This is a genomic window from Ktedonobacter robiniae (genome assembly GCF_016587375.1).
GTDB lineage: Bacteria > Chloroflexota > Ktedonobacteria > Ktedonobacterales > Ktedonobacteraceae > Ktedonobacter > Ktedonobacter robiniae.
In genome coordinates, this window is sequence record NZ_BNJG01000001.1 from 3206505 (window position 1) to 3226485 (window position 19981).

Consider the following 19981-nt stretch of genomic DNA (forward strand, 5'->3'; position numbering starts at 1 on the left):
ATGGCTATGATTAGCAACATGATCACGATATTGGTGGTTCCTCTATGATGTTAATTTCGCATACTCCTCATCTTGCCTCAAAGACCTGCTTTTTCCTTCTCTTCATATGCTTGACGAGCCTGCTCAACTTCCTCCATATGTTCTTCAGCCCACTGTCGCAGAGCTGCCATTAGCGGGGTGAGGGTAGCTCCTAAAGGAGAGAGGGCATATTCTACGGTGGGCGGAATCGTTGGTGTAATTGTGCGTGTCACAATCCCCCTTTGCTCAAGGTTGCGTAGTGTTTGCGTGAGCATTTTGTGGGAAATTCCTTCGATAGCACGCTGGAGTTCATTGAAACGGGTGGGATGTTTTTCCAGCAGCGTAAAAATGAGGGCTGTCCATTTGTCAGCAATCAGATCGAGTACTTCGCGCGAGTAACAGTGGGCCATCAGTACGCTGTGAGTAGAGGGTTCTGGCAGTGTCTTTTCCATATCCCCATTTTAGCACATAGATCGTGGCCGTTCTGCACTTTGTCGCTTAGCTACATGGCAGGCAAGGAAGCATTCTCAACCTGGTATCTCTGGTTACTTTAAAGTGCGTACTTGTGGTGCTTCTCCTTAGCATTTATAGTTCAAGCATACAAGCGAACGATATAATGCTCAATGCGTAGAAACGGAGAAACATCATAATGTCACAAGATAAAAGCTTTATTAGGGCAAGTGAAAGAACTCGGAAGGTTGCTCTGGTTGTCGGAGCCAATGGAGTTATTGGTCGTAAACTCATCGATCACCTGGTAGAACTGGAAGACTGGGATATCATCGGTCTATCGCGGCGCGGCGGTACGTCAACGGATCGCGTTCGCTACGTGGCGGTTGATCTGCTTGATCGAGATGACAGCCACGAGAAGTTGAGCAGCTTCATCCAGGTGACACATATCTTCTACGCCGCCTATCAGGATCAGCCGACCTGGGCTGAGCTCGTTCCGCCTAACCTGGCTATGCTTGTCAATGTCGTCGAGGAGATAGAAGCGGTTGCGCCTGGTTTGCAGCATATTAGCCTTATGCAGGGCTACAAGGTTTACGGCGCACACCTGGGGCCCTTCAAGACGCCGGCTCGCGAGACCGATGCCCCACATATGCCGCCTGAGTTCAATGTTGACCAGCAGAATTTTCTTGAGAAGAGGCAGAAGGGCAAGGCCTGGACATGGTCGGCGATTCGACCATCTGTAGTGGGCGGCTTTGCGCTTGGGAATCCAATGAATCTGGCGATGGTTATTGCAGTCTACGCCTCCATCTCAAAAGAACTTGGGCTGCCCTTGCGTTTCCCAGGCAAACCGGGCGCCTATGATAAATTACTCGAGATGACCGATGCTGGTCTGCTGGCGCGAGCAACTATCTGGGCCGCAACCGATGAGAGATGCGCCAATCAAGCGTTCAATATCAACAATGGCGACCTGTTCCGCTGGAATGAGATGTGGCCAAAGATTGCCCACTACTTTGATCTTGAGGTAGCGCCCCCGCTGCCAATGTCCCTTAGTGTCGTCATGGCTGATAAGGAGGCGCTCTGGAAGAGCATGATTGAGAAGTATGAGCTTGAGCCACATTCCTACAAGGATGTATCGCCCTGGGCATTCGGCGATTTCGTCTTCTCCTGGGACTACGATATGTTTGCGGATGGGTCGAAAGCGCGCCGCTTCGGCTTCCACGAGTACATCGACACTGAAGCCATGTTCCTGAACATCTTCGATGACTTCCGCCGTCGCAAAGTTATCCCTTAAATCGATTAGCACTAAGCCCCATGCGAAGGGGGAATATATCGACCCGCTAGGATGTTGTGAAGAACGAAGAGTTCTTTACAACATCTTTTTTGTGTTTCTGTTGCTTGATGGAGAGGGATCTGGATTCTATGACAAAGCAAGCAAAAATTATAGTCACAATTGGGTTGATGTTGGGGATGGCGCTGACGGCATTGGATACGACGATTGTAGGAACGGCCATGCCGAGCATTGTGGGAAAGCTTGGGGGCGTCACATTATATGCCTGGGTCATTTCTATCTATTTACTTACATCTACTGTTACGGTACCTATCTATGGGAAGCTCGCAGATCTGTATGGACGCAAACTGCTGCTCCTGGGTGGCACGGCCATTTTCCTGGCTGGCTCAATTGCCTGTGGTCTCTCCCAGAACATGGTGGAGTTGATTATCTTTCGCGCCATTCAAGGCCTGGGGGCGGGCGCGGTGCAGCCGCTGGTCTTGACGATTATCGGAGATATCTTTGCCCTGGAGGAGCGGGCGCGAGTGCAGGGTCTCTTCAGTGGGGTCTGGGGTCTCTCCAGCATCGTCGGCCCCGCCATTGGTGGCGTGATCGTGGATCGCCTCTCCTGGAGTTGGGTCTTCTATATTAATATTCCTTTTGGTCTTCTCTCTGCACTATTGCTGATTATTGCTCTCAAAGAGAATGTCACGCGCTCGAAGCACCAGCTAGACTATCTGGGGGCGGCGACCCTTACTGGTTCGGTGGTGGCGCTCCTCTTTGCTATTCAAGAGGGCGGCAGTACCTGGGCCTGGGGTTCGCCACAGAGTATAGGTCTCTTCGCCGTGGCAGTGCTACTGCTGGCGCTCTTCCTCCGGGTGGAGGCGCGGGCGAGCGAACCTGTACTGCCACTCGCGCTCTTCAAGAATCGCTTTGTCACGCTGGCGAGCATCGGCGGCGTGATTTTGGGAACGGTCATGTTTGGCGTCAGCTCATACCTGCCGCTTTATGTGCAGGGCGTGCGGGGTGGCTCAGCGACCGAGGCGGGCCTGATCTTGATGCCGCTGCTCGTCTCCTGGCCTATTGCCGCTGTCTTGAGTGGACGCCTCGTTATGCGCATGGGCTATCGCTTTCCCGCGATCCTGGGCTCTCTGCTGTCAATGGTGGGCGCGCTCTGTGTCGCTCTCTTTAACATGCAGACCTCATATATCCTGGCGATCTTTCCCATTATCGCCATTGGCGCGGGCCTGGGCCTGATCAGCAATGTCTATATTCTCTCGGTGCAGAACTCGGTGCCCTGGAATGTGCGCGGTGTAGCAACCGCGGCCACGCAGTTCTTCCGTACCATGGGTGGTACAATCGCGATTGCGGTCATGGGAACCGTACTCAACGCGCAAATGGGGGCGCGCTTCGCGACGATCCTAGCCCGCTTCCCTGGAGGGATTAGTCATGCGGCGGCCCAAGACTCTCCAGCCAATCTGCTGGTGCGTCCCGAGACGCGGAGTCTCTTCTCTTCCTCGTTGTTGGTCCAGTTGCAAGATGCTTTGATGCAGAGCCTCTTCTGGGTCTATCTCTTGACTGCGATTGTGGCGGCAGGCGCCGTTATCGTGGCCCTGTACGTGCCGCACGGTCGTGCTGAAGAGCATGCCTATCGTGAGGCAAGCGGAGATGAGGCACCTGTTTCTGCTCCAGTGGTGCATGTAGATATGGGCTAAGGTGTGAGCTGTATAGTAAAGAGGGATTGGTGACGCTGCTGAAGCACGCGTCTACATATGATGGTACGGGGCATATCGCGCCATTATATGTAAGTACGTGCTTCAGCAGCATCGGCCAACACGGCTCAATACTACCATATATTACGTTGAGAAGAGGTGACTTATTGATGAAGACACAGATCCTTGATGCCAACGTGCGCTCGTTTCTGCTGCATGAAACGCGCACAGGCAAACTGGCGACAGTATGCGCTGATGGACGGCCCCATGTCGTTCCTGTCTGGTACCACGTGGACGGCGACGACATTATTTTTATGACGGGCGATAAAACCATTAAAGCAAAGAATATGCGACGCGATGGGCGCGTAAGCATGTGTGTAGATGACGAAAACGCGCCCTACGCCTACGCCCAGGTCGAGGGGACGGTCAGCTTTAACGAGGACCCACAGGAGCTATTACACTGGGCAACCGTCATTGGTGGTCGCTATATGGGTCAGGACCGTGCCGAGGAATACGGCAAGCGCAATGGCGTGCCGGGGGAGTTGGTGGTGCGCCTGCATCCAACAAAGATTCTGTTCGAAGAGAACATTGCCGGGTACTAATCCATAGAAAAAGAGGAGGGGGCCGACGCGTGCGTTTAGCAGCGTCGGCCTCTCTTTGCACTCTATTATAGGCTAATGTGTTGAATGCGTCTTACGCAGGAGCGCGTCTCCCTGATTGAAGAGATTTCCTTGCTGGATATTAGCCTCGTTGTGGTGGCTATTGCCGCCAAACTCGGCGTTTTCAAGCAGGGTAATCATCTGCAAGGCGAGGGCGTCGCGTTGCGTGGTCAGGCTGGTAATGGCTTGCTCCAGATTCTGGTAGGTCTCGTCATTCGTTGAGGAACTGGCGAGAGCTTGCGTGGAGATCTCAAGCGTTGTCAGGCCGAAGTCACCCACTGGCGCGTTGATCTGTTTGTAATACTGGGCCAGCCGAGTGTAGAAGGAGCGGTTATGCTGAATGACGGCTGGGAGCGCCTTCTCGTTCAAGGCTTCGAAGAGTACACGCCCATCATGGCGATAGTCATCTTTGAGGCCCAGTAGGAGCATCATCGTGGGGCGCACATCGGTGTGGTCGGCCCAGATGCTATCGTTGATGCCCAGGTGCGCGACGCCGGGACCCACCAGTCCCAACCAGGTGCGGTTGATGTCTGGCGCGACATCACCATGATTCCAGGCAAAAGCTGGGCTCTCATAGACGCAGGCACTGGTGCAATTGGGCGCGCCCGTAGTCCCGTAGTAATCGGGCTTGGCGAAGAGCGTGAAGTTTGGTGTGCGCGCCGGGTCCGAGGTGATCATATGCAGGGTATTCATCTCGACCGGGTCGGCCAGGTAGTTGGTGAGCTTTTCATCCTGATTGGTAAGCGGATTAGTCACCTGGAGGCTAGCCGTATCCTGCTCCAGCTTACGCGTCACCTGGTCGCCAGGCTTGGGATTGCCGGTGATATAGAAGTTGGGAGCGGAATCCGCGTGTACCAAGAAGGGCGTGGTGTTCTGCTTCTGTGTTGCTAGCAAGCCCGTCAGGTTTACATTGACCTCGCCAATCTGGCTGTAAGAGCACGGGACCGTGACGCCATCGCAGTTGGCGGGCGTTGGCGCGCCACCCACAAAGTGGTCGCCCTCGTCGGCGGTGAAGACGAAGAGGGTATTGTTGGCGTTAATACCATCGGCGTTGAGGCGCTGGAAAAACTTGCCAAAGGCCTCATCATACGACTTCAGCGCGCTAACATAGCCCGCCGAGCCTGGGCCATAGGCCCCTGCGCCTTCGTGGTTGTCATGCGCATCTGAGATATAGGCATAGGTGACGGGAATGTTATGCTCCTGCATCGCGGCCACGTAGGCCAGCGACGTGGAAGCGCTCATGCCATCAAAGCCTGGGAAACCAACGTTTCCCTTCGCGCTTTGAATCACATTGCCATCCAGGTCAGTGAGAGGCTGGTCGGGGCTGATCTGAGGGGCGACATACTTATGGCCAAAAAGCCCCTGATAGTTGGTATAGCCACCCGGCTCGTTAGGGAGTACATCTGCCTGACCTTTCGCGCAGACAGAAGAATCTTGTGCGCAGTGGACGGCGATACCAACGTAGTCAGCGGTGGCCTGGTCGGGATTGGTCTTTACCTCAGTCGCTTCAGGCGAGTTCGCGCCAAAGACGGTAGGAATATCGACGCCAATATTCTCCAGTACCGTATTGGCAGTTGCGACGGCGCCAAAGTTACACCCGGCCCGCGTGTATGATACCCACGGGGCTGGTGTATTATTCCCCTTCTCATCCAGCATAGTGTATTTGGTATCGCTGGGCGTTGAGGTGCTGTAATCGTAGAGGGGCGAGGTCCAGTAGGCAAAGGAGACGGCGGGATTGCTTGTGCCGTTCGGATTAAAGTAACGATAGCTATTGCTGACAGGCACGCCGTTCCGGCTTGGATAGACGCCGGTCAATGTAGTCAGAATATCGGTTGCCGTATGCGCGATGAGAGGTGTATGTTGATTTGAGAGCATCGTGCCATGACTGGTAATGAAGTTGAGGAGATTCGGCATCTGCTCCAGGTCTGAAGGAACATTCTGGTTATCGCGCGAGAGGTGGACATTATCGAATTGCAGATAGATAACGTGTTTGACATTGCCTTGGGGAGAATTAATCTGGCAGGTATTCTCTTTGGCTTTGGCAATCGCCGAAGTGGGTGATGCAAACCCGGCTGCCAGTGATAAGAGACACAGTCCTACGAGTGTGACCAGGTGGGGTAGATGGGCGCGCCAGCTAGATGTGCGCATCGTTCCTCCTCTGTTTTCTCTGCTGTTACTGTGGGTTCTGTCATACAAATGTTAATAAATGGTTAAGTTGTTTTAAAAGAGTATTTTACATTATGAATACTCTTTTACCACTGAAGAGTATAGCATATAAGGGAGAGAAATAGTAGTGTAAAAAGAGAGGGGCATCTGCCTACCCTCTTTTTACACTACTATTTCTCTCCCTTATTTTTCGTCATCATCATCGTCGCCATCGGCATGTCCAGGCTGGCGAAGTGGTTTGGCGGCTTCAGGCGAGGTCCCAACGGGTGGATGGATCCAGGCCTTGGCGCGCAGGTAGAGGGCCATCAGGCCGGTAAACCAGAGGCCGCCATACATATAGCCAGCCATCACATCGCTGGGCCAGTGCGCGCCCAGGTAGACGCGTGAGGGACCAATACAGGCGATGAGCAGCAGGCAGGCTGTAATAAGCGTATTGCGTAGTTTGCCGTTGCGCCAGTTGGAGGCTAGCAGGTAGGTCAGCAGGCCATAGAAGTTGGTATAGTGCATGACGTGGCCACTGGGAAAGCTGGGTTCGTTAATGACGCGCACCACCGTCACAAGCTCATCCGTGGGTCGTGGACGCTTGATCACGCGCTTGACGATCGCGTTGAGCAGCGTCGAGGAACTGGTGAGCAGGATAAAGAGAGCTTCCAGGCGGAAGCGCAAGGCCCAGAAGATACCCGCTGCCGCCACAGTCTGAGGCACGGCCCACTTGGGAAAGCCAATCTCTGAGACGCCATAGAAGAAGCGGCGGAGCCAGGGTTGACGCCGTTTCTGTAGTTGCGCCGTGATTGTCATATCGCCTGGAAAGAATTGTGTGCGTTGGGCGATAAATGAGAGAATGATAACGCCAGAGAGCAACCAGAGATAGAAGGCCATATACATGGTGCCACGTGAGACCGCTTTCCGGCCTGAATACGATGTCTCCGCCGCTTTGCGCTGGGCCTCATTGACCACGGGCGCCAGGTCCGGCAGTGGCGACGGTGGTGGAGCGGCTGCCTCCTTGGGTGGGGTAATATTGGGTATGATCTTATTAGTTTTATCAAAAAGCCTGAACTTGTTGGGCATACAGTATACTCCCCTCTAGATGATGGTGAAGCGTGTGTCCTATGTATAGGCACGTCGAGCAGGCGTCAAAGGTTGATGTTGTGAGATATTTGCGCTATCGATCACTCGCTGGGGTATGCGCACACGTAGCGCCGCCGGGATAATCTCAATTTTGGCTGGCGTCGTGCCAATCTGTTCGCCATCTGCGTGCAGCGACAAGGGTGTCCTGGCTGTAATATACAGCTTTTTGATGCGTCGGCGTTTCACTTTTGGCTCAAATACGCGCCGTCCCTGGCTGATAGCGATGGCGTGTAGTATGTATTCCAGTTTATTAAAGTTCTGGTAAATAAGAATGTCGAGATAGCCATCATCCATAACCGCCTGGGGCGCGAATTGGAGATGTGCACCGTAGAAGGGCGAGTTACAGACGCTGACCTGGAGTGCGCGGTAGCTACGCGTATGCCCATCATCAAAGGTGATTTTCACGCGTTCCGGGTGGAAAGAGAAGAGTGTGTGTATTCCATTGATCATGCCCCGTATCGTCTCGCGAAAGCCTGAGCTTTTGATGTCTTCAGCCGCGGGGAAGAGGGCAGCCTCCAGTCCGATACCAGATACCTCCAGGAAGATCTGGCCATTGATGGAGCCCACATCGATACAGCCGGTTTTCCCTTCGGTAATGATCTGGCAGGCCTCGTCAATATCTTCACTGATATGCAGGCTGTGCGCGATATTATTCATAGTTCCGCATGGAAGTATACCGAGAATGCTTTTACTGCCTATCAGGCCGCTGGCGACCGAGTGGAGTGTACCGTCGCCGCCAGCAGCAATGATGAGCTTAATACCTGCCTGTGCAGCTTCGCGCGCGAGACCAGCGCCAGGATCATCCGCTGTGGTATAGCGTACCTCTGCCTCAATGTGATAGTGACGCAGATTGTTCAGGATGCGATCCTCGATCTCATTCTGTCCTACCGGGGCCGCCTGGTTCGCCATAGGCGAGGAACCGGAGGTCGGGTTGCGTATGATGATAGCGCGCATAATCTTCCCTCTGCCATACGTGTTCTCTTGCTCTCTTTATGCTCTTATGCGGAAACCAACGTCACTGGCGTGGCGAGCGCTTCCCCCATTCGGGGACAGGCGCGCTCAGGTTTCCGAATAGGCAGTATCTAGAAGCTCGCTTAACTCTGCTTATAACACGGATGTGCAGCCGGGTTGGCCTCAGAAAGGCCGGTTTAGCCTTTGCCAGGGGTGGTACGCACGCTGGCCCAGCGAACGCTCTCGCTGAGCGTTGGATACTGGATGGTGGTCAAGGCCAGCTGTTCGACACCCAGGTTATTGCGCATAGCCAGGACAATAGGTGTGATCAGATCGTCGGCACGGTCACCCAGGATATGAGCGCCGAGCACCTGGTTCTGCTCGTCGATCAGGAGCTTGATGAGTCCTGTGGTACGTCCATTGACGATGGCGCGTGCGTTCTCCTTAAACAGGGTACGCCCCACGCGATAGGGGATGCCACTGGTGCGTAGCTGCTCCTCTGTGCTTCCCACATGTGCCAGGGGGGATCGGTAAAGATGACCCAGGGCACCACCTGGAGATTAAAGTTCTGTGGATGATGTGAGAGAGCATTGCGGGCTGCGGCCTTACCTTGCGCGCTGGCGACATGCGTGAGGCGCATCCCTCCGATAACATCGCCTGCCGCCCAGATATGCGGAACGCTGGTGCGCAGGGTTGCATCTACGAGAATGCGATTGTTGTCTGACCGGACATCCGCTGCCTCCAGGTGGAGTGGGGCCAGGTTGGGTTCGCGTCCCGTAGCCAGCAGTATGTCCGTGACATCTAGCTCACGCTGGCGCCTGGACGCGTCTTGAAAACGCAGACGTTTCCCCTGAGGGGTAAGCTCGGCCTGCTGTAGTGTAACGCCCGTCTCGATCTGGACGCCCTCCTGGCGCAACACCTGTTCGAGGAGCTTGACCAGTTCGCTATCCTCGTGTTCTAGGAGGGTTGGCTTGCTCTCCAGCAGCGTTACCTCGACGTCGAAGCGGCGGAACATCTGCGCGAACTCAACCCCTAAGGGGCCACCACCAATGATAGCCAGGCTGTGTGGTAGTTGTGGGAGTTTCATGACATCAACATTGGTCAGGAAACCCGTGTGATCCAGTCCCCGAATAGGTGGGGTAATGGTATGGCTGCCGGCGGTGATAATGATGCGCGCGGCTTCATAGAGGCGACCGCCTATGCCCATCTCATGTTCTGAGATAAACTCGGCCTCGCCCTCGATAACTTCGATGCCACGCTGGCGCAGCTTTTCGCGTGCCTGGATGGGCGTGCCGCCACGGACTTGCTCTATCACGCCCTGGACGTAGCGCTGGATGCCGGGCCAATCTATATCGGCACTGGGTATCTGTATCCCATACATAGCGGCCTGCTGAGCCTGGTGATGGATGCTGGCGATATGCAGGAGGGCCTTGGTTGGATCACAGCCATAATTGAGATAGGTTCCTCCCAATTTGTCACGTTCAATCAATCCAACACGCATGCCGTGAGCCGCCGCCTCGTTCGCTGCACTGCTGCCAGCCGCTCCGGCCCCGATAACCATGAGATCATAGCGCGTAAGGGTCATTGCTGCATCTGCCTTTCTTAGATCTTATGCCGAAACCCAACGTCACTCGTGTGACTAGCGCTTTACCCCCATTCGGGGACAAGCGCTCAGGGTTTCGGAGAAGAAGTAGACGTCGTAGAGACAGAAACGCTTGCTGGCATGCCTCTCGCGTTTCTCAGCAGATGCCAGCAAGCGTTATGTACGGTAGGGTCCTATATCACGACGATACAATCGTTTTACCTAGCGCGGTGGTTGATCACGATAGGGTTGCTGTGAGAATGATCTCCGCTGAAGCTGTTCATCGGCCTGTTTCGCGGCGGCTGCCTGAGCGGGAGTCATGCCACCAGGGGCCATGCCACCAGGTCCGCCTGTCATGCCACCAGGGGCCATGCCGGGGCGCCCTTCAGGACCATAGGCGCCAGTTGGAGGTTGCATCGGCTCCTGTGCTGTAGTGGGACGACCAAACCGACCCTCTGTGCGCTGTAGCAGCTGTTGCGCAGATTCACGCCCACCCAGGCCAAAGGCTAGACCAAAGGCTAGAGCCAGCGCGCCCACGATGGCGGCAAACAGGGTTTGCAGAATGGCTGGTGCGATCTGAAGCTGGTAGAGCGCAAGCAAGGCTGCAAGCGCGATAATAGCTACGCGTGTGATGGTCGAGAAGACGCGCGGATTACCAACACCACTCGATGCTGTCGCTCCTAAAACGATATCTCCCACAAAGGTCGCGAGGAGCGTGCCCAGGAAGAGCGCGAGAATGGCTACAAAGACGTTTGGAATGTAGGCAACAATCGTACTTAGTAGATTGCTGATTGTAGGCAGTCCGAGGCTGTCGGATGCGGGTACAAGGAAGATCAAAAAGACGAACCAGAAGGCAACTCTACCTAGAATTCTGGCTACATTTATGTCTGTATTCAGACGTCGCTCCAAGTTCACAAGACCAGCACGTTCGGATGCCGCGTCGACGTTTGCGCGTTGGCAAAGCCAGACCACGGCCTTCTCCACCAATTTGGCTATGATAAAGCCAATTAAGAGAATTACCAGGAAACCAACGAGTTTGGGGATAAAGGCAAAGACAGCTGCTAAGACTCCCACCAGGGAGTTCCATACTGCCGCACCCCAATTGCCAATCGTGTTCACTGCAAACTCCTTTCTCTCTCTCATGCGAGGATCAGAAAGATGTTGTATACCTATCGATAGCATATTTAGTATAGCCATTATCTTATAGTCGTGTTTATGTTGTATTCCCTCTGGTATGAAGAAACTTTTCCATAAAGCTGCTCGTGATGTACATGATAAAGGAGTTGCTACGCGTCTCCTCTGCCTTGTGATGTGCTTTAGTAATTGCCCACGCAATTGCGTGTACCAAGTTGTTGTGTACGCAAAAAAACAGGCGTTCCCGCCTGGAAACGGGGGAAGGATGTTGTATGTCGTTTGAGGATAAGGCCCTGGTTCACACAAGCACGCTCTTCGCCAATCCCTTTGACCTTGCGGACCTGGAAGTATTTGATGATGCCACGCTGCAAAGGGTATGTGTGGGTGAGCATGCGAGCGTACCTTTTGAGATCCTGGCCTTGAGCTTGCGTGCTGCTCCTGAGAGCCTGTTGCGGCGCATTGCGCATTGTCTTTCACCTGCTCAATGGGCGTACTTTCAGCATGTGCAGCGCCGCTCTTGCCCTTCTCAAGAGGATGTCGAGCACGCGCGACGCCTGCTGCTAGATCGCCTCTTCTGGGAGTTGACATACTGGAAGACGCCCGAACTGTACGAGGAATTGACGGAGGGTGAGCACCTGCACCCAGAGATCTTTCCGCGTCTCGCGCCAGACATTCATGCGAAAGAGGTGCTGGATGTTGGAGCTGGGAGCGGGCGGGCGACTATTGAGTGCCTGCGTTATGGCGCGGCGCATGTCTATGCGGTCGAGCCTTCTCCGGGTCTACGTCGCATTCTAGAGCAGAAGTTGCGGTATATGCCTCAGCCCTCACGCTTTGTCTCGTGTAGTGGCAGTTTTGAGGATCTCCCGCTAGAGGATCAGAGTGTGGACCTTGCGCTTTCCTGTTCCGCCTTTACGGCGTTGCCGGGACAGGGAGGTGAGCCAGGACTGAGCGAATTGAAGCGTGTAACCCGTTTTGGTGGCAAGATCGTGCTCATCTGGCCTCGGTATGAGGACCGCGCCTGGCTGGAGGCGCATGGCTTTATGTACGTTACCCTACCTATGGATCAGGAAATGCGTGTTTGCTTTCGTTCGCAAAAAGCTGCCCTGGAGTGTGCGAGGCGTTTTTATACATACAATCACGAGGCTGCGCGCTATGTCCTGATGCATCAGAGCGCGGACATTCCTTTCTCGGTTATTGGCCTCAATCCCCCATGTGAGTACTGCTGGCTTCAGGTGTAGTGCCAGCTGCGCAAAAATCTTATTCCGAACCGCAACCCCCATTCGGGGGCGCGCGTCACTGGCATGCCTAGCGCTTCCCCCATTTGGGGACCACCTAACCCCATTCGGGGGCACAGCGGCCGCGCGCTCAGGGTTTTCGGAACTAAGAAGTGTATGTTCGAAAGGATGAGAGATACATGGTTGCAGAAACACAGTCCCCAACGACGACAAGCTGGATTGATACACCACCCCGTAGTCCAGCCCTGCGTAAGTACAATGCCGAGCTTATCGAGCATATGCCCTGGTTAGAGAAGGTGGCTAACCCGGTCCAGGGCTGGCTCCATAAGCTCTTCGGTCAGCCAGGTGAGCAGTCCTACAAAGTGAAGGACCTGCTTAACGGTGTCTGGCTTGGTCACCCGGTGCATCCAGCCATTGTCACGATTCCGCTGGGAGCCTGGACTGCCACGCAGGTACTGGACCTTGCCTGGCTGCTGAATGAAGATGATGGCATCGCTCGTAGCGCGGATATCACGCTCTGGCTTGGCCTGACAGGCGCGACTGGCGCAGCCCTGACGGGGGCATCGAACTGGGTAGATACCGATGGCCCGGAGCGCCGTACCGGTATCTGGCACGCCCTGCTCAACAGCGGAGTCACCGTACTCAACATTGGCTCGGCGATTATGCGCGTGACGGGACAACGCAAAACGGCAATTACGCTCTCGTCCCTGGGGCTGACGATCTCGCTCTACTCGGCCTACCTGGGCGGCGAGCTCGCTTATTCCAGCGCGATTGGTGTCAATCGCGTGGCCCCTGAAGGCGGCTCAGATGATTTTGTGCCTGTGCTGGACGCAGAGAAGCTGGAAGAGAATAAGCTGACGCGTGTGGATGCAGCCGGAATTCCCGCCGTTCTCTACAAGAGTAATGGAAAAACCTATGCTATTGCCGCTACCTGCTCGCACCTGGGTGGGCCGCTGGACGAGGGACGCTGTGAGGCTGGCGTCGTCTACTGTCCCTGGCATAATTCAGGTTTTCGCATGAGCGATGGAAGCGTTGTAAATAGTCCCGCGGTCTACGCACAGCCTACCTTTGATGTTCGTGTGCGTGAAGGAAAAATTGAGTTGCGTCGTCGCGAGCACGCCTAATCTGTCTTTTCTTCTCAGCACCTGCGGTACATCGCATAGAGTCAATTGTGGTGACTGGCTGGCTCTGCCAGCCAGTCACCACAATTGACTCTATGTCTTCTCATCTACTCTTATATAACCTCTCTCTACCTGGATTCTCCGGCTTCTCTGGCTGTTTTATATACTATAAATTTTTCTGTTTAAAGTTTAATGTAGAGTTTATATGCAATGAATTCTAAGAAATGTCTTAGATTCAATTTATCTAGTTTAGGATCTGATTATAACTACGTACAGTAGGGGTTATCAGGGGTAATTTCTATTGTATTTCTTGTAAGGAGAGTATACCCTAATTACAGAGAAAGAAAGAAATGGCCATAAATGGTATGTACATAGATGCTTGCACTGTGGCTGACTAGAGAGAAAGAGGAGGATAAGCGTGCAATATAACCAGAGCTCTGCCAGCAATAAACCTTCACTTGAGATGACAGATGCTATTCTTGCAGATATGATCCTTGCTGGCGATAGTCAAGCTTTTGAAATAATAGTGCAGCGCTATCATACATCGCTGTTCAACTTTATTTATCACTTCCTGGGCGACTATGACCAGGCATGTGATACCTTGCAGCAAGTATTTGTGCGTTTCTACACGTCTTTGCCTCGTCTGGGGACGAGTGAACCCTTCAAACCCTGGCTCTTCCAGGTTGCACGTAACTGCTGCATTGATGAACTCAGGCGCCGGCGCCGCTATGCCATTCAGTTTTCCCAGCTTGAGTCCTCGGGCGAGAATGGCGAGAGCGAGACCTCGCTGTTGAGCGAGATTCCCGATACCAATCCTCTGCCCGAAGAGGAGATTGAGCGCCTGGACATGCAGGATATGCTGCAAAGCGCCATTCAATCTCTGCCTCCCAAGTTTCGTTCCGTCGTGCTGCTACGCTACATCTCGCAGCTCAGCTTCTCAGAGATTGGCCAGGCCTTAAGTATGCCAGAGGCGACCGCCAAGACCTACTTCCATCGCGCGAAGAACCTTTTACGCAAGACCTTGGCGCCCCAATTTCAAGCCACTTACGCCAGTTGAGTAACGTCATATATGCATCCGCTTGACCACTCGCGCTTGCAGCGCTCGCGCAGGTAGCAAATGCGAGACACTCTGGCGGGCCGCTGGCCCGCCAGAGTGTCTCGCATTTGCTACCTGGGTGTAGGCTCGTCAGAGAGCCTCACGTTTTCTCCTAAGAATCAAAAAACAATGTGCACATGGGGTTTTGTGTGCGAAAAAAGATAATGGCATGAATACTAAGTATGAAGGGGAAGATTGCATGCAGATCCAGTCCGCGATTTTTGATATTGATGGCACACTGGTGGATACCAATGATGCTCACGCACACGCCTGGGTGCGCGCCCTGGCCGCCTATGGCTATAATGTTCCGTTTGAGAAGGTGCGCCCATTGATCGGTATGGGGGGTGACAAAGTCTTGCCGGAGGTGGCTGGCATCTCCAAGGAGAGTGAGGAGGGGCAGAAGATCAGCGCGCGACGCAAGCAGATCTTTCTCCAGGAGTATATCCCACATGCGCATGCCTTTCCAGGTGTGGTGGAACTGCTGACACGCTTGCGCAAGCAGGGACTGCGCCTGGCTGTGGCGACCTCAGCTGAGCAAGACGAACTGCAAAAGCTGCTCGCTGTCATCGATCCTCATGCCGGAGATTTCTTTGAGCAGATCTCTTCCTCCAAAGAGGCGCAGCAGTCCAAGCCTGATCCCGATGTAATTCAAGCTACCTTGCAGCGCACTGGTTTTGGCCCGGCTCGGACGATTATGTTTGGCGATACCGCCTATGATATTGAGGCGGCGGGGAAAGCTGGTGTGAAGACCATTGCGTTTCGCTGTGGCGGTTGGAGCGACAAAGATTTGCGCGGGGCGCTCGCCATATATGATGATCCGGCTGACCTCTTGCAGCACTACGAGGAGTCTCCCCTGGTAAGGGGTATAGAATAGTGTGATGCGCCCGGGCAGTCGTAGGCTGCTCAGGCGCATCACACTATTCAACTCATATTATTTCTTATGGAGGCTTAGAATCCGAGGTAGGAGCGGTATTTATTCCACTGGGCTACGAGGCGGTTGCGCATCTCTGAGCCGGGATAAGGGGCGTAGAATAGCGCGACGACGATACCTGCGACGAGGCCGAAGCGGAATAGTGCGCGTGCACGTGCGCGCTTGTGCTGGTAGTGTTTATACTGGCCCTGCACGGAGTCTTTGAAGTCTGCCGCGTTGCTGGCTGCGTGGCTCCAGGTATCTCCAGCCTGCTTCGACCCTTTACTAATCAGGTCAACGGTTTTGGAGATCTTAGGGGCGGCTACGCTCCGATACGACTTGTTAAGGTTCTTCTGGGCTTTCTTCAGGTTCTTCTGCGCCAGCCTGGTGTTGTGCGCGAAGACATCCTGAGCATTTTCAAGACCGCTGCTCAGGGCATCCTGGGCGGTTTCAATGCTCGATGTAAGCACGTCCTGTGCCTTCTCCCAGCGGGGCTTAACTTCATGCTTCATGGTCTTCCTGGCATTTTTGCGCGCCTTCTTCAGGTTCTTCTGTGCCTGCTGCTGGTTGAGTTTCATCAACCCTTGCGCCAGGCCGATGCCCGCGATGAGCGCAGTCTGGGTTTTGTTCAGGCCAAAGCTTACCCGGTCCTGTACATCAGCATACCTGGACTGAGCGACATCTTTTGCCGTCCCATACTGGTTCTGGGCTGAATCCTTCAGATTACTCACGACACCCTTGGCTTTGTTTCCAAGCTCCTTCGTCTTATCCTGACTTTTGTTTAAGCCTGTTGCCATCTCTGCTCCCTCCTTTGCTTGTATATCTTTCCGAAGCCTGCTACGTGACTATGCCAGGTACAGCAATGGTGGCCTTAATTCAATGCATACCTGCTGCGCCTGTTACGTAAAGGCTTATCCTTTCTCGTTTGAGGCTGGATAGTTAGATTAACGCACCTCAATTGCTTCTTTACAAAGCTGAGGCGTGTAACCCTTGATCTATTGTTATATAGAGCACGCATGAGATAAGCTACTAGTTTCACCATGCACGGGTAAGAAGAAGTTTCTTTTGTTGGTAGGGTGGGCGAAGCTTTTTTGCTATACTCTTTTAGAAGGTCTATCGATAATTTAAAGGAGTGATATATGGCAATGCAAGATTCTTCTGCCATGATCGCAGGGATGCGCACTGATGCGGTGGTCCCTGGGACACGCATCCCTATTGGGCCGGGGGCGCTCTCCCATTTACGGATGCCCAGCGATGTACATATTAATCCCGATGGGACACGTGTAGCCTTTGTTATTTCTGAATTTGTAGGTGAGGAGGAGCAGCGGCGCAGCCAGATCTGGATGCTGGCGCTCAATGATGCCCAGACCCGCCCCGTCCCCTTACTACGTGACATAAAGCAGGCGAACAATCCACGCTGGTCCCCTGATGGCAGGTGGCTGGCCTTCGCCGGGGTTGCCGAGGGCGAGCGAGAGAAGTCGCAGCTCTACCTGGTAGATGCGCAGGGTGGAACGCCTCGCCGTGTGTGTACGATGCCGAATGGTATTCTTGATCTGGAGTGGTCCCCTGATGGGAGCTGCCTTGCCTTTACCTCCTTCGAGGGCGAGGAGCAGAAACATGATCCGCTCGTATTGAATCTGGGGCGCCATCGTCGCCTCTGGACTATTTATCCGCAGATCTCTATCCCTCAGCCTATTACTTCGCCAGAGTTGAGTGTGTGGGAGTTTTCCTGGTCCCCTGATAGCAACCAGCTTGCCCTGTATTACTCCACATTGCCGGATGAGAATGGATGGTATGGTGGCCAGGTTGGTGTCGTGACGGCCAATGGTGGCGCGGTACGCCAGTTAACGCTGCTGGATCGACAGGCAAGCAACCTGGTATGGCATCCTGATGGCAAGCGCCTGGCTTATGTCTCGGGTGACTGGAGTGATCGCTGTCATGGCGCAGGCGACCTGTTCCTGCTGTCCATGGATGGGATCAGCGAGGTTCGTAATCTGACGCCGGGCGCGGAATATAGCGTGCACTGGTGCCAGTGGTTGGCAGGGGGAGAAGAATTGTTCTTCCTTGCCGTTAAGGACCTGACCTATATTCAGGGTATTCACGTTGTGGAGAGTGGGCAGGTGACTATCCTTGAGGAAGATTTTTCTGTGCAGGGTGGGCGCCTCTCGCTCTCTTCTGATGGCGCCACCTGCATCGCTATTCACTCATCGCAGCAAGCGACCCCTGATGTCTGGGCTGGCAAGGTGCGACGTGAGGAACAGCCTCATATCGCCTGGCGGCGCCTGACCCAGGTAAATGCGGTCTTCGAGGCGACCTATGCCCTGGCTAAGAGTGAACGCCTTAGCTATAGCAGCGTCGATGGCTGGCGTATAGACGCGCTCTTTACCCATCCCCTGGTGCGGAAATTTGAGGGAGACCCGCCCTTGATGGTGCTGGTGCATGGCGGCCCCTCGGGCATGTGGCTCGACGACGCCTCGCTCTTCTGGACACAGCTCTTCGCCTCCGTGGGCTATGCCGTGTTTCGTCCCAATGTGCGCGGTAGCTGGGGCCGAGGCGTGAACTTTACTGATGCCGTCGTAGGCGACATGGGCGGCAAAGATTTTCAGGATATCATGTATGGTGTTGAGTACCTGATTACCGAGGGCATGATTGATCCAAGCCGGATTGGTGTTGCCGGGTGGAGTTATGGTGGCTTCATGACGGCCTGGGCCGTAACACAGACCAACCGCTTCCGTGTGGCGATTATGGGTGCCGGTATTACCGATTGGCATAGCTTCCATGCCGAGTCGAAACTCTCTGACTGGGACCGGCACTTCCTGGGAGCTGATATGCTCGATCAGCCAGAGGTCTACCGTGAGCGCTCCCCGCTGACCTATGCGGGAAAGATTACGACCCCAACGCTGATCTTACATGGCGAAAAAGATACGGTCTGCCCAGTGAGCCAGGCCCACGCCTTCTATCGTGCACTGATGGATGGTGGCGTGCCCGTCGAGGCCGCGATCTATCCGGGCGAGGGGCATGGTGTACGCAGTCGCTCCCACACACGCGATATCGAGGAGCGAATTGTGCACTGGCTAGAGACCTACCTCTAGCAAAGGAACGCTCTCCGAGCGAGCGTCAGCCAAAATAATGTACACTTAAATGGTACGGTATGGTAATCAGTGTGCATGTTGTTTTCGGATTCCTGGTAGGTGGTATGCCCTGACAGCCTGCAGGCTGTCAGGGCATACCACCTACCAGGAGCGAGCGCCGCAGACACAAGTATGAAAGGATGTAGTGCTATGAGTGCAGAGCCGGGCGAGGCGAAACCTATTTTTCTGCCCCTCTTCGAGGAATTGCGCGGGCAAAAAGTGGTAATTCGCCCCTTTCGGGAAAGCGATGTGGCTCCCTATTATGAGGCGATTGAAGAGTCACGGGAGCATCTGGGTCCCTGGCTCCCTATCGCAAACTTTTATCATTGTGAGGCCGATGTGCTTCCCTGGATTCGCCGTGGCATGGCCGACTGGTTCTTGCGCGAGGATTTAAAGCTGCACATGTGGGATGCGCAGACGGAGCGCTTTCTGGGCGGATGTGGCATGCACCCACGCGATTGGCGTATCAAGAGCTTTGAGATCGGTTACTGGTTGCGGGCCAGCGCAACTGGAAAAGGATATATGACCGAGGCGGTGCGCTTGATGGTCGACTATCTCTTTGATGTGCTCCAGGCGCAACGCATTATGATTCGTTGTGAGGAGCAGAATCATCGGAGCGCCGCAGTCCCCAGGCGCCTGGGTTTCGTCTATGAAGGAACAATGCGCCATGTGATTCCTGGTGCTGATGGCACCCTGCGCAATGCGATGATATTTTCGCTCATTCCCTCTGATCGCCAGTAGCGAGCACCTCTTCTTATAGCGAAGCAGGGACATGGTGGTTGAACGCGACCTGGAAAGGAGAGACCCGTGTTCATTGAACACCCGACTTCACTTCCATTGCTGGACGAATTGCGTGGCGAGCGTGTGCTGGTACGCCCATATCGCAGCACGGACGCAGAGGCGCTCTACGCGGCGGTTGAAGAATCACGTGAACATGTGGGGCGCTGGCTTGCCTGGCCGCAGAGCTATAATTCTGTGCATGATGCGCATCTCTCAATTGCGCGCTGGAAGATGCGCCATTTTCTGCGCGAAGATTTTACCTGTTGTATTTATGCCCTGGACGGCACTGAGCATGGAGGCCAGTTTGTGGGGAGCTGTTCCCTGCGCCCGATTGAATGGAGCATCGGCTACTTTGCGCTTGGATACTGGGTGCGAGTCAGCGCCAGTGGCAGGGGCTATGTGACCGAGGCGGCGCGTCTCCTCATTGCCTGGGCCTTTCGGCAGTACCAGGCGCAGCGCGTGGAGATTACCTGCGATGAGCGTAACCTTGCCAGCGCCGCGGTTGCGCGTCGCCTGGGTTTTGTGCAAGAGGCGTGCCTGCGCAATTCTCGGCCCACCATGATGGGTCAACCGCGCAATACGCTGGTCTTCTCGCTCTTGCGCGATGAGCACAACGCCGAATAAGCGTTGCGGCCCCAGAGTTT

Annotated in this window: 18 protein-coding genes; 10 read left to right on the forward strand and 8 right to left on the reverse strand. The window is 54.5% G+C overall.

Features of this window, described 5'->3' with window-relative positions; translation table 11 throughout:
• Window positions 1-77: 77 nt before the first annotated feature.
• A complete protein-coding gene (locus JMJ04_RS13450; protein WP_201370983.1) occupies window positions 78-470 on the reverse strand; it encodes a winged helix-turn-helix transcriptional regulator in 393 nt (130 codons plus the stop codon).
• Window positions 471-667: 197 nt separating this feature from the next.
• On the opposite strand from JMJ04_RS13450, the gene JMJ04_RS13455 reads away from it, so the two are divergent.
• From JMJ04_RS13455 to JMJ04_RS13465, 3 genes are all read left to right on the forward strand, one after another.
• Complete coding sequence (locus JMJ04_RS13455; protein WP_201370984.1) at window positions 668-1756, forward strand: SDR family oxidoreductase; 1089 nt, start codon at window positions 668-670, stop codon at window positions 1754-1756.
• 128 nt (window positions 1757-1884) lie between these two features.
• The gene (locus JMJ04_RS13460; RefSeq protein ID WP_201370985.1) at window positions 1885-3447 is read left to right on the forward strand and encodes an MDR family MFS transporter; all 1563 of its coding nucleotides are present in this window, start codon (window positions 1885-1887) and stop codon (window positions 3445-3447) included.
• A gap of 167 nt (window positions 3448-3614) precedes the next feature.
• A complete protein-coding gene (locus JMJ04_RS13465; protein ID WP_201370986.1) occupies window positions 3615-4046 on the forward strand; it encodes a PPOX class F420-dependent oxidoreductase in 432 nt (143 codons plus the stop codon).
• Window positions 4047-4118: 72 nt separating this feature from the next.
• Here JMJ04_RS13465 and JMJ04_RS13470 read toward each other — a convergent pair whose 3' ends face one another.
• The 6 genes from JMJ04_RS13470 to JMJ04_RS13495 form a co-directional block, all read right to left on the reverse strand.
• The gene (locus tag JMJ04_RS13470; protein ID WP_201370987.1) at window positions 4119-6251 is read right to left on the reverse strand and encodes an LTA synthase family protein; all 2133 of its coding nucleotides are present in this window, start codon (window positions 6249-6251) and stop codon (window positions 4119-4121) included.
• 201 nt (window positions 6252-6452) lie between these two features.
• Complete coding sequence (locus tag JMJ04_RS13475) at window positions 6453-7337, reverse strand: phosphatase PAP2 family protein (protein ID WP_201370988.1); 885 nt, start codon at window positions 7335-7337, stop codon at window positions 6453-6455.
• Between the two features lie 39 nt (window positions 7338-7376).
• Complete coding sequence (locus tag JMJ04_RS13480; protein ID WP_201370989.1) at window positions 7377-8351, reverse strand: diacylglycerol/lipid kinase family protein; 975 nt, start codon at window positions 8349-8351, stop codon at window positions 7377-7379.
• 194 nt (window positions 8352-8545) lie between these two features.
• The gene (locus JMJ04_RS13485; protein WP_201372398.1) at window positions 8546-8812 is read right to left on the reverse strand and encodes a hypothetical protein; all 267 of its coding nucleotides are present in this window, start codon (window positions 8810-8812) and stop codon (window positions 8546-8548) included.
• On the reverse strand, window positions 8737-9933 hold the full coding sequence (locus JMJ04_RS13490; RefSeq protein WP_201370990.1) for a dihydrolipoyl dehydrogenase family protein: 1197 nt from the start codon (window positions 9931-9933) through the stop codon (window positions 8737-8739). The genes JMJ04_RS13485 and JMJ04_RS13490 overlap by 76 nt, the downstream gene beginning before the upstream one ends.
• Window positions 9934-10152: 219 nt before the next feature.
• Window positions 10153-11049 (reverse strand): mechanosensitive ion channel family protein, encoded by an 897-nt coding sequence (locus tag JMJ04_RS13495; protein ID WP_201370991.1) that lies wholly within the window; start codon window positions 11047-11049, stop codon window positions 10153-10155.
• Window positions 11050-11336: 287 nt separating this feature from the next.
• Here JMJ04_RS13495 and JMJ04_RS13500 point away from each other — a divergent pair, with 287 nt between their 5' ends.
• From JMJ04_RS13500 to JMJ04_RS13515, 4 genes are all read left to right on the forward strand, one after another.
• On the forward strand, window positions 11337-12302 hold the full coding sequence (locus JMJ04_RS13500; RefSeq protein WP_201370992.1) for a methyltransferase domain-containing protein: 966 nt from the start codon (window positions 11337-11339) through the stop codon (window positions 12300-12302).
• Between the two features lie 176 nt (window positions 12303-12478).
• Window positions 12479-13423 carry a Rieske (2Fe-2S) protein gene (locus JMJ04_RS13505; protein ID WP_201370993.1) on the forward strand — a complete coding sequence of 315 codons (945 nt, stop codon included), beginning with the start codon at window positions 12479-12481 and terminating at the stop codon, window positions 13421-13423.
• A 415-nt stretch (window positions 13424-13838) separates the two neighbouring features.
• Window positions 13839-14477 carry an RNA polymerase sigma factor gene (locus JMJ04_RS13510; protein WP_201370994.1) on the forward strand — a complete coding sequence of 213 codons (639 nt, stop codon included), beginning with the start codon at window positions 13839-13841 and terminating at the stop codon, window positions 14475-14477.
• A gap of 238 nt (window positions 14478-14715) precedes the next feature.
• Window positions 14716-15390, forward strand: coding sequence for an HAD family hydrolase (locus JMJ04_RS13515; protein ID WP_201370995.1), 675 nt, complete (start codon window positions 14716-14718; stop codon window positions 15388-15390).
• 74 nt (window positions 15391-15464) lie between these two features.
• On the opposite strand, the gene JMJ04_RS13520 is transcribed toward JMJ04_RS13515, so the two are convergent.
• Window positions 15465-16223 carry a YtxH domain-containing protein gene (locus JMJ04_RS13520; RefSeq protein ID WP_201370996.1) on the reverse strand — a complete coding sequence of 253 codons (759 nt, stop codon included), beginning with the start codon at window positions 16221-16223 and terminating at the stop codon, window positions 15465-15467.
• 342 nt (window positions 16224-16565) lie between these two features.
• Between JMJ04_RS13520 and JMJ04_RS13525 the strand changes: the two genes are divergently transcribed.
• The 3 genes from JMJ04_RS13525 (at window position 16566) to JMJ04_RS13535 (ending at window position 19961) form a co-directional block, all read left to right on the forward strand.
• The gene (locus JMJ04_RS13525; protein WP_201370997.1) at window positions 16566-18518 is read left to right on the forward strand and encodes a S9 family peptidase; all 1953 of its coding nucleotides are present in this window, start codon (window positions 16566-16568) and stop codon (window positions 18516-18518) included.
• A 189-nt stretch (window positions 18519-18707) separates the two neighbouring features.
• Window positions 18708-19298: a GNAT family N-acetyltransferase gene (locus tag JMJ04_RS13530; protein WP_201370998.1), complete on the forward strand. Its 591-nt coding sequence runs from the start codon at window positions 18708-18710 to the stop codon at window positions 19296-19298.
• A gap of 66 nt (window positions 19299-19364) precedes the next feature.
• Window positions 19365-19961: a GNAT family N-acetyltransferase gene (locus JMJ04_RS13535; protein WP_201370999.1), complete on the forward strand. Its 597-nt coding sequence runs from the start codon at window positions 19365-19367 to the stop codon at window positions 19959-19961.
• Window positions 19962-19981 lie beyond the last annotated feature (20 nt).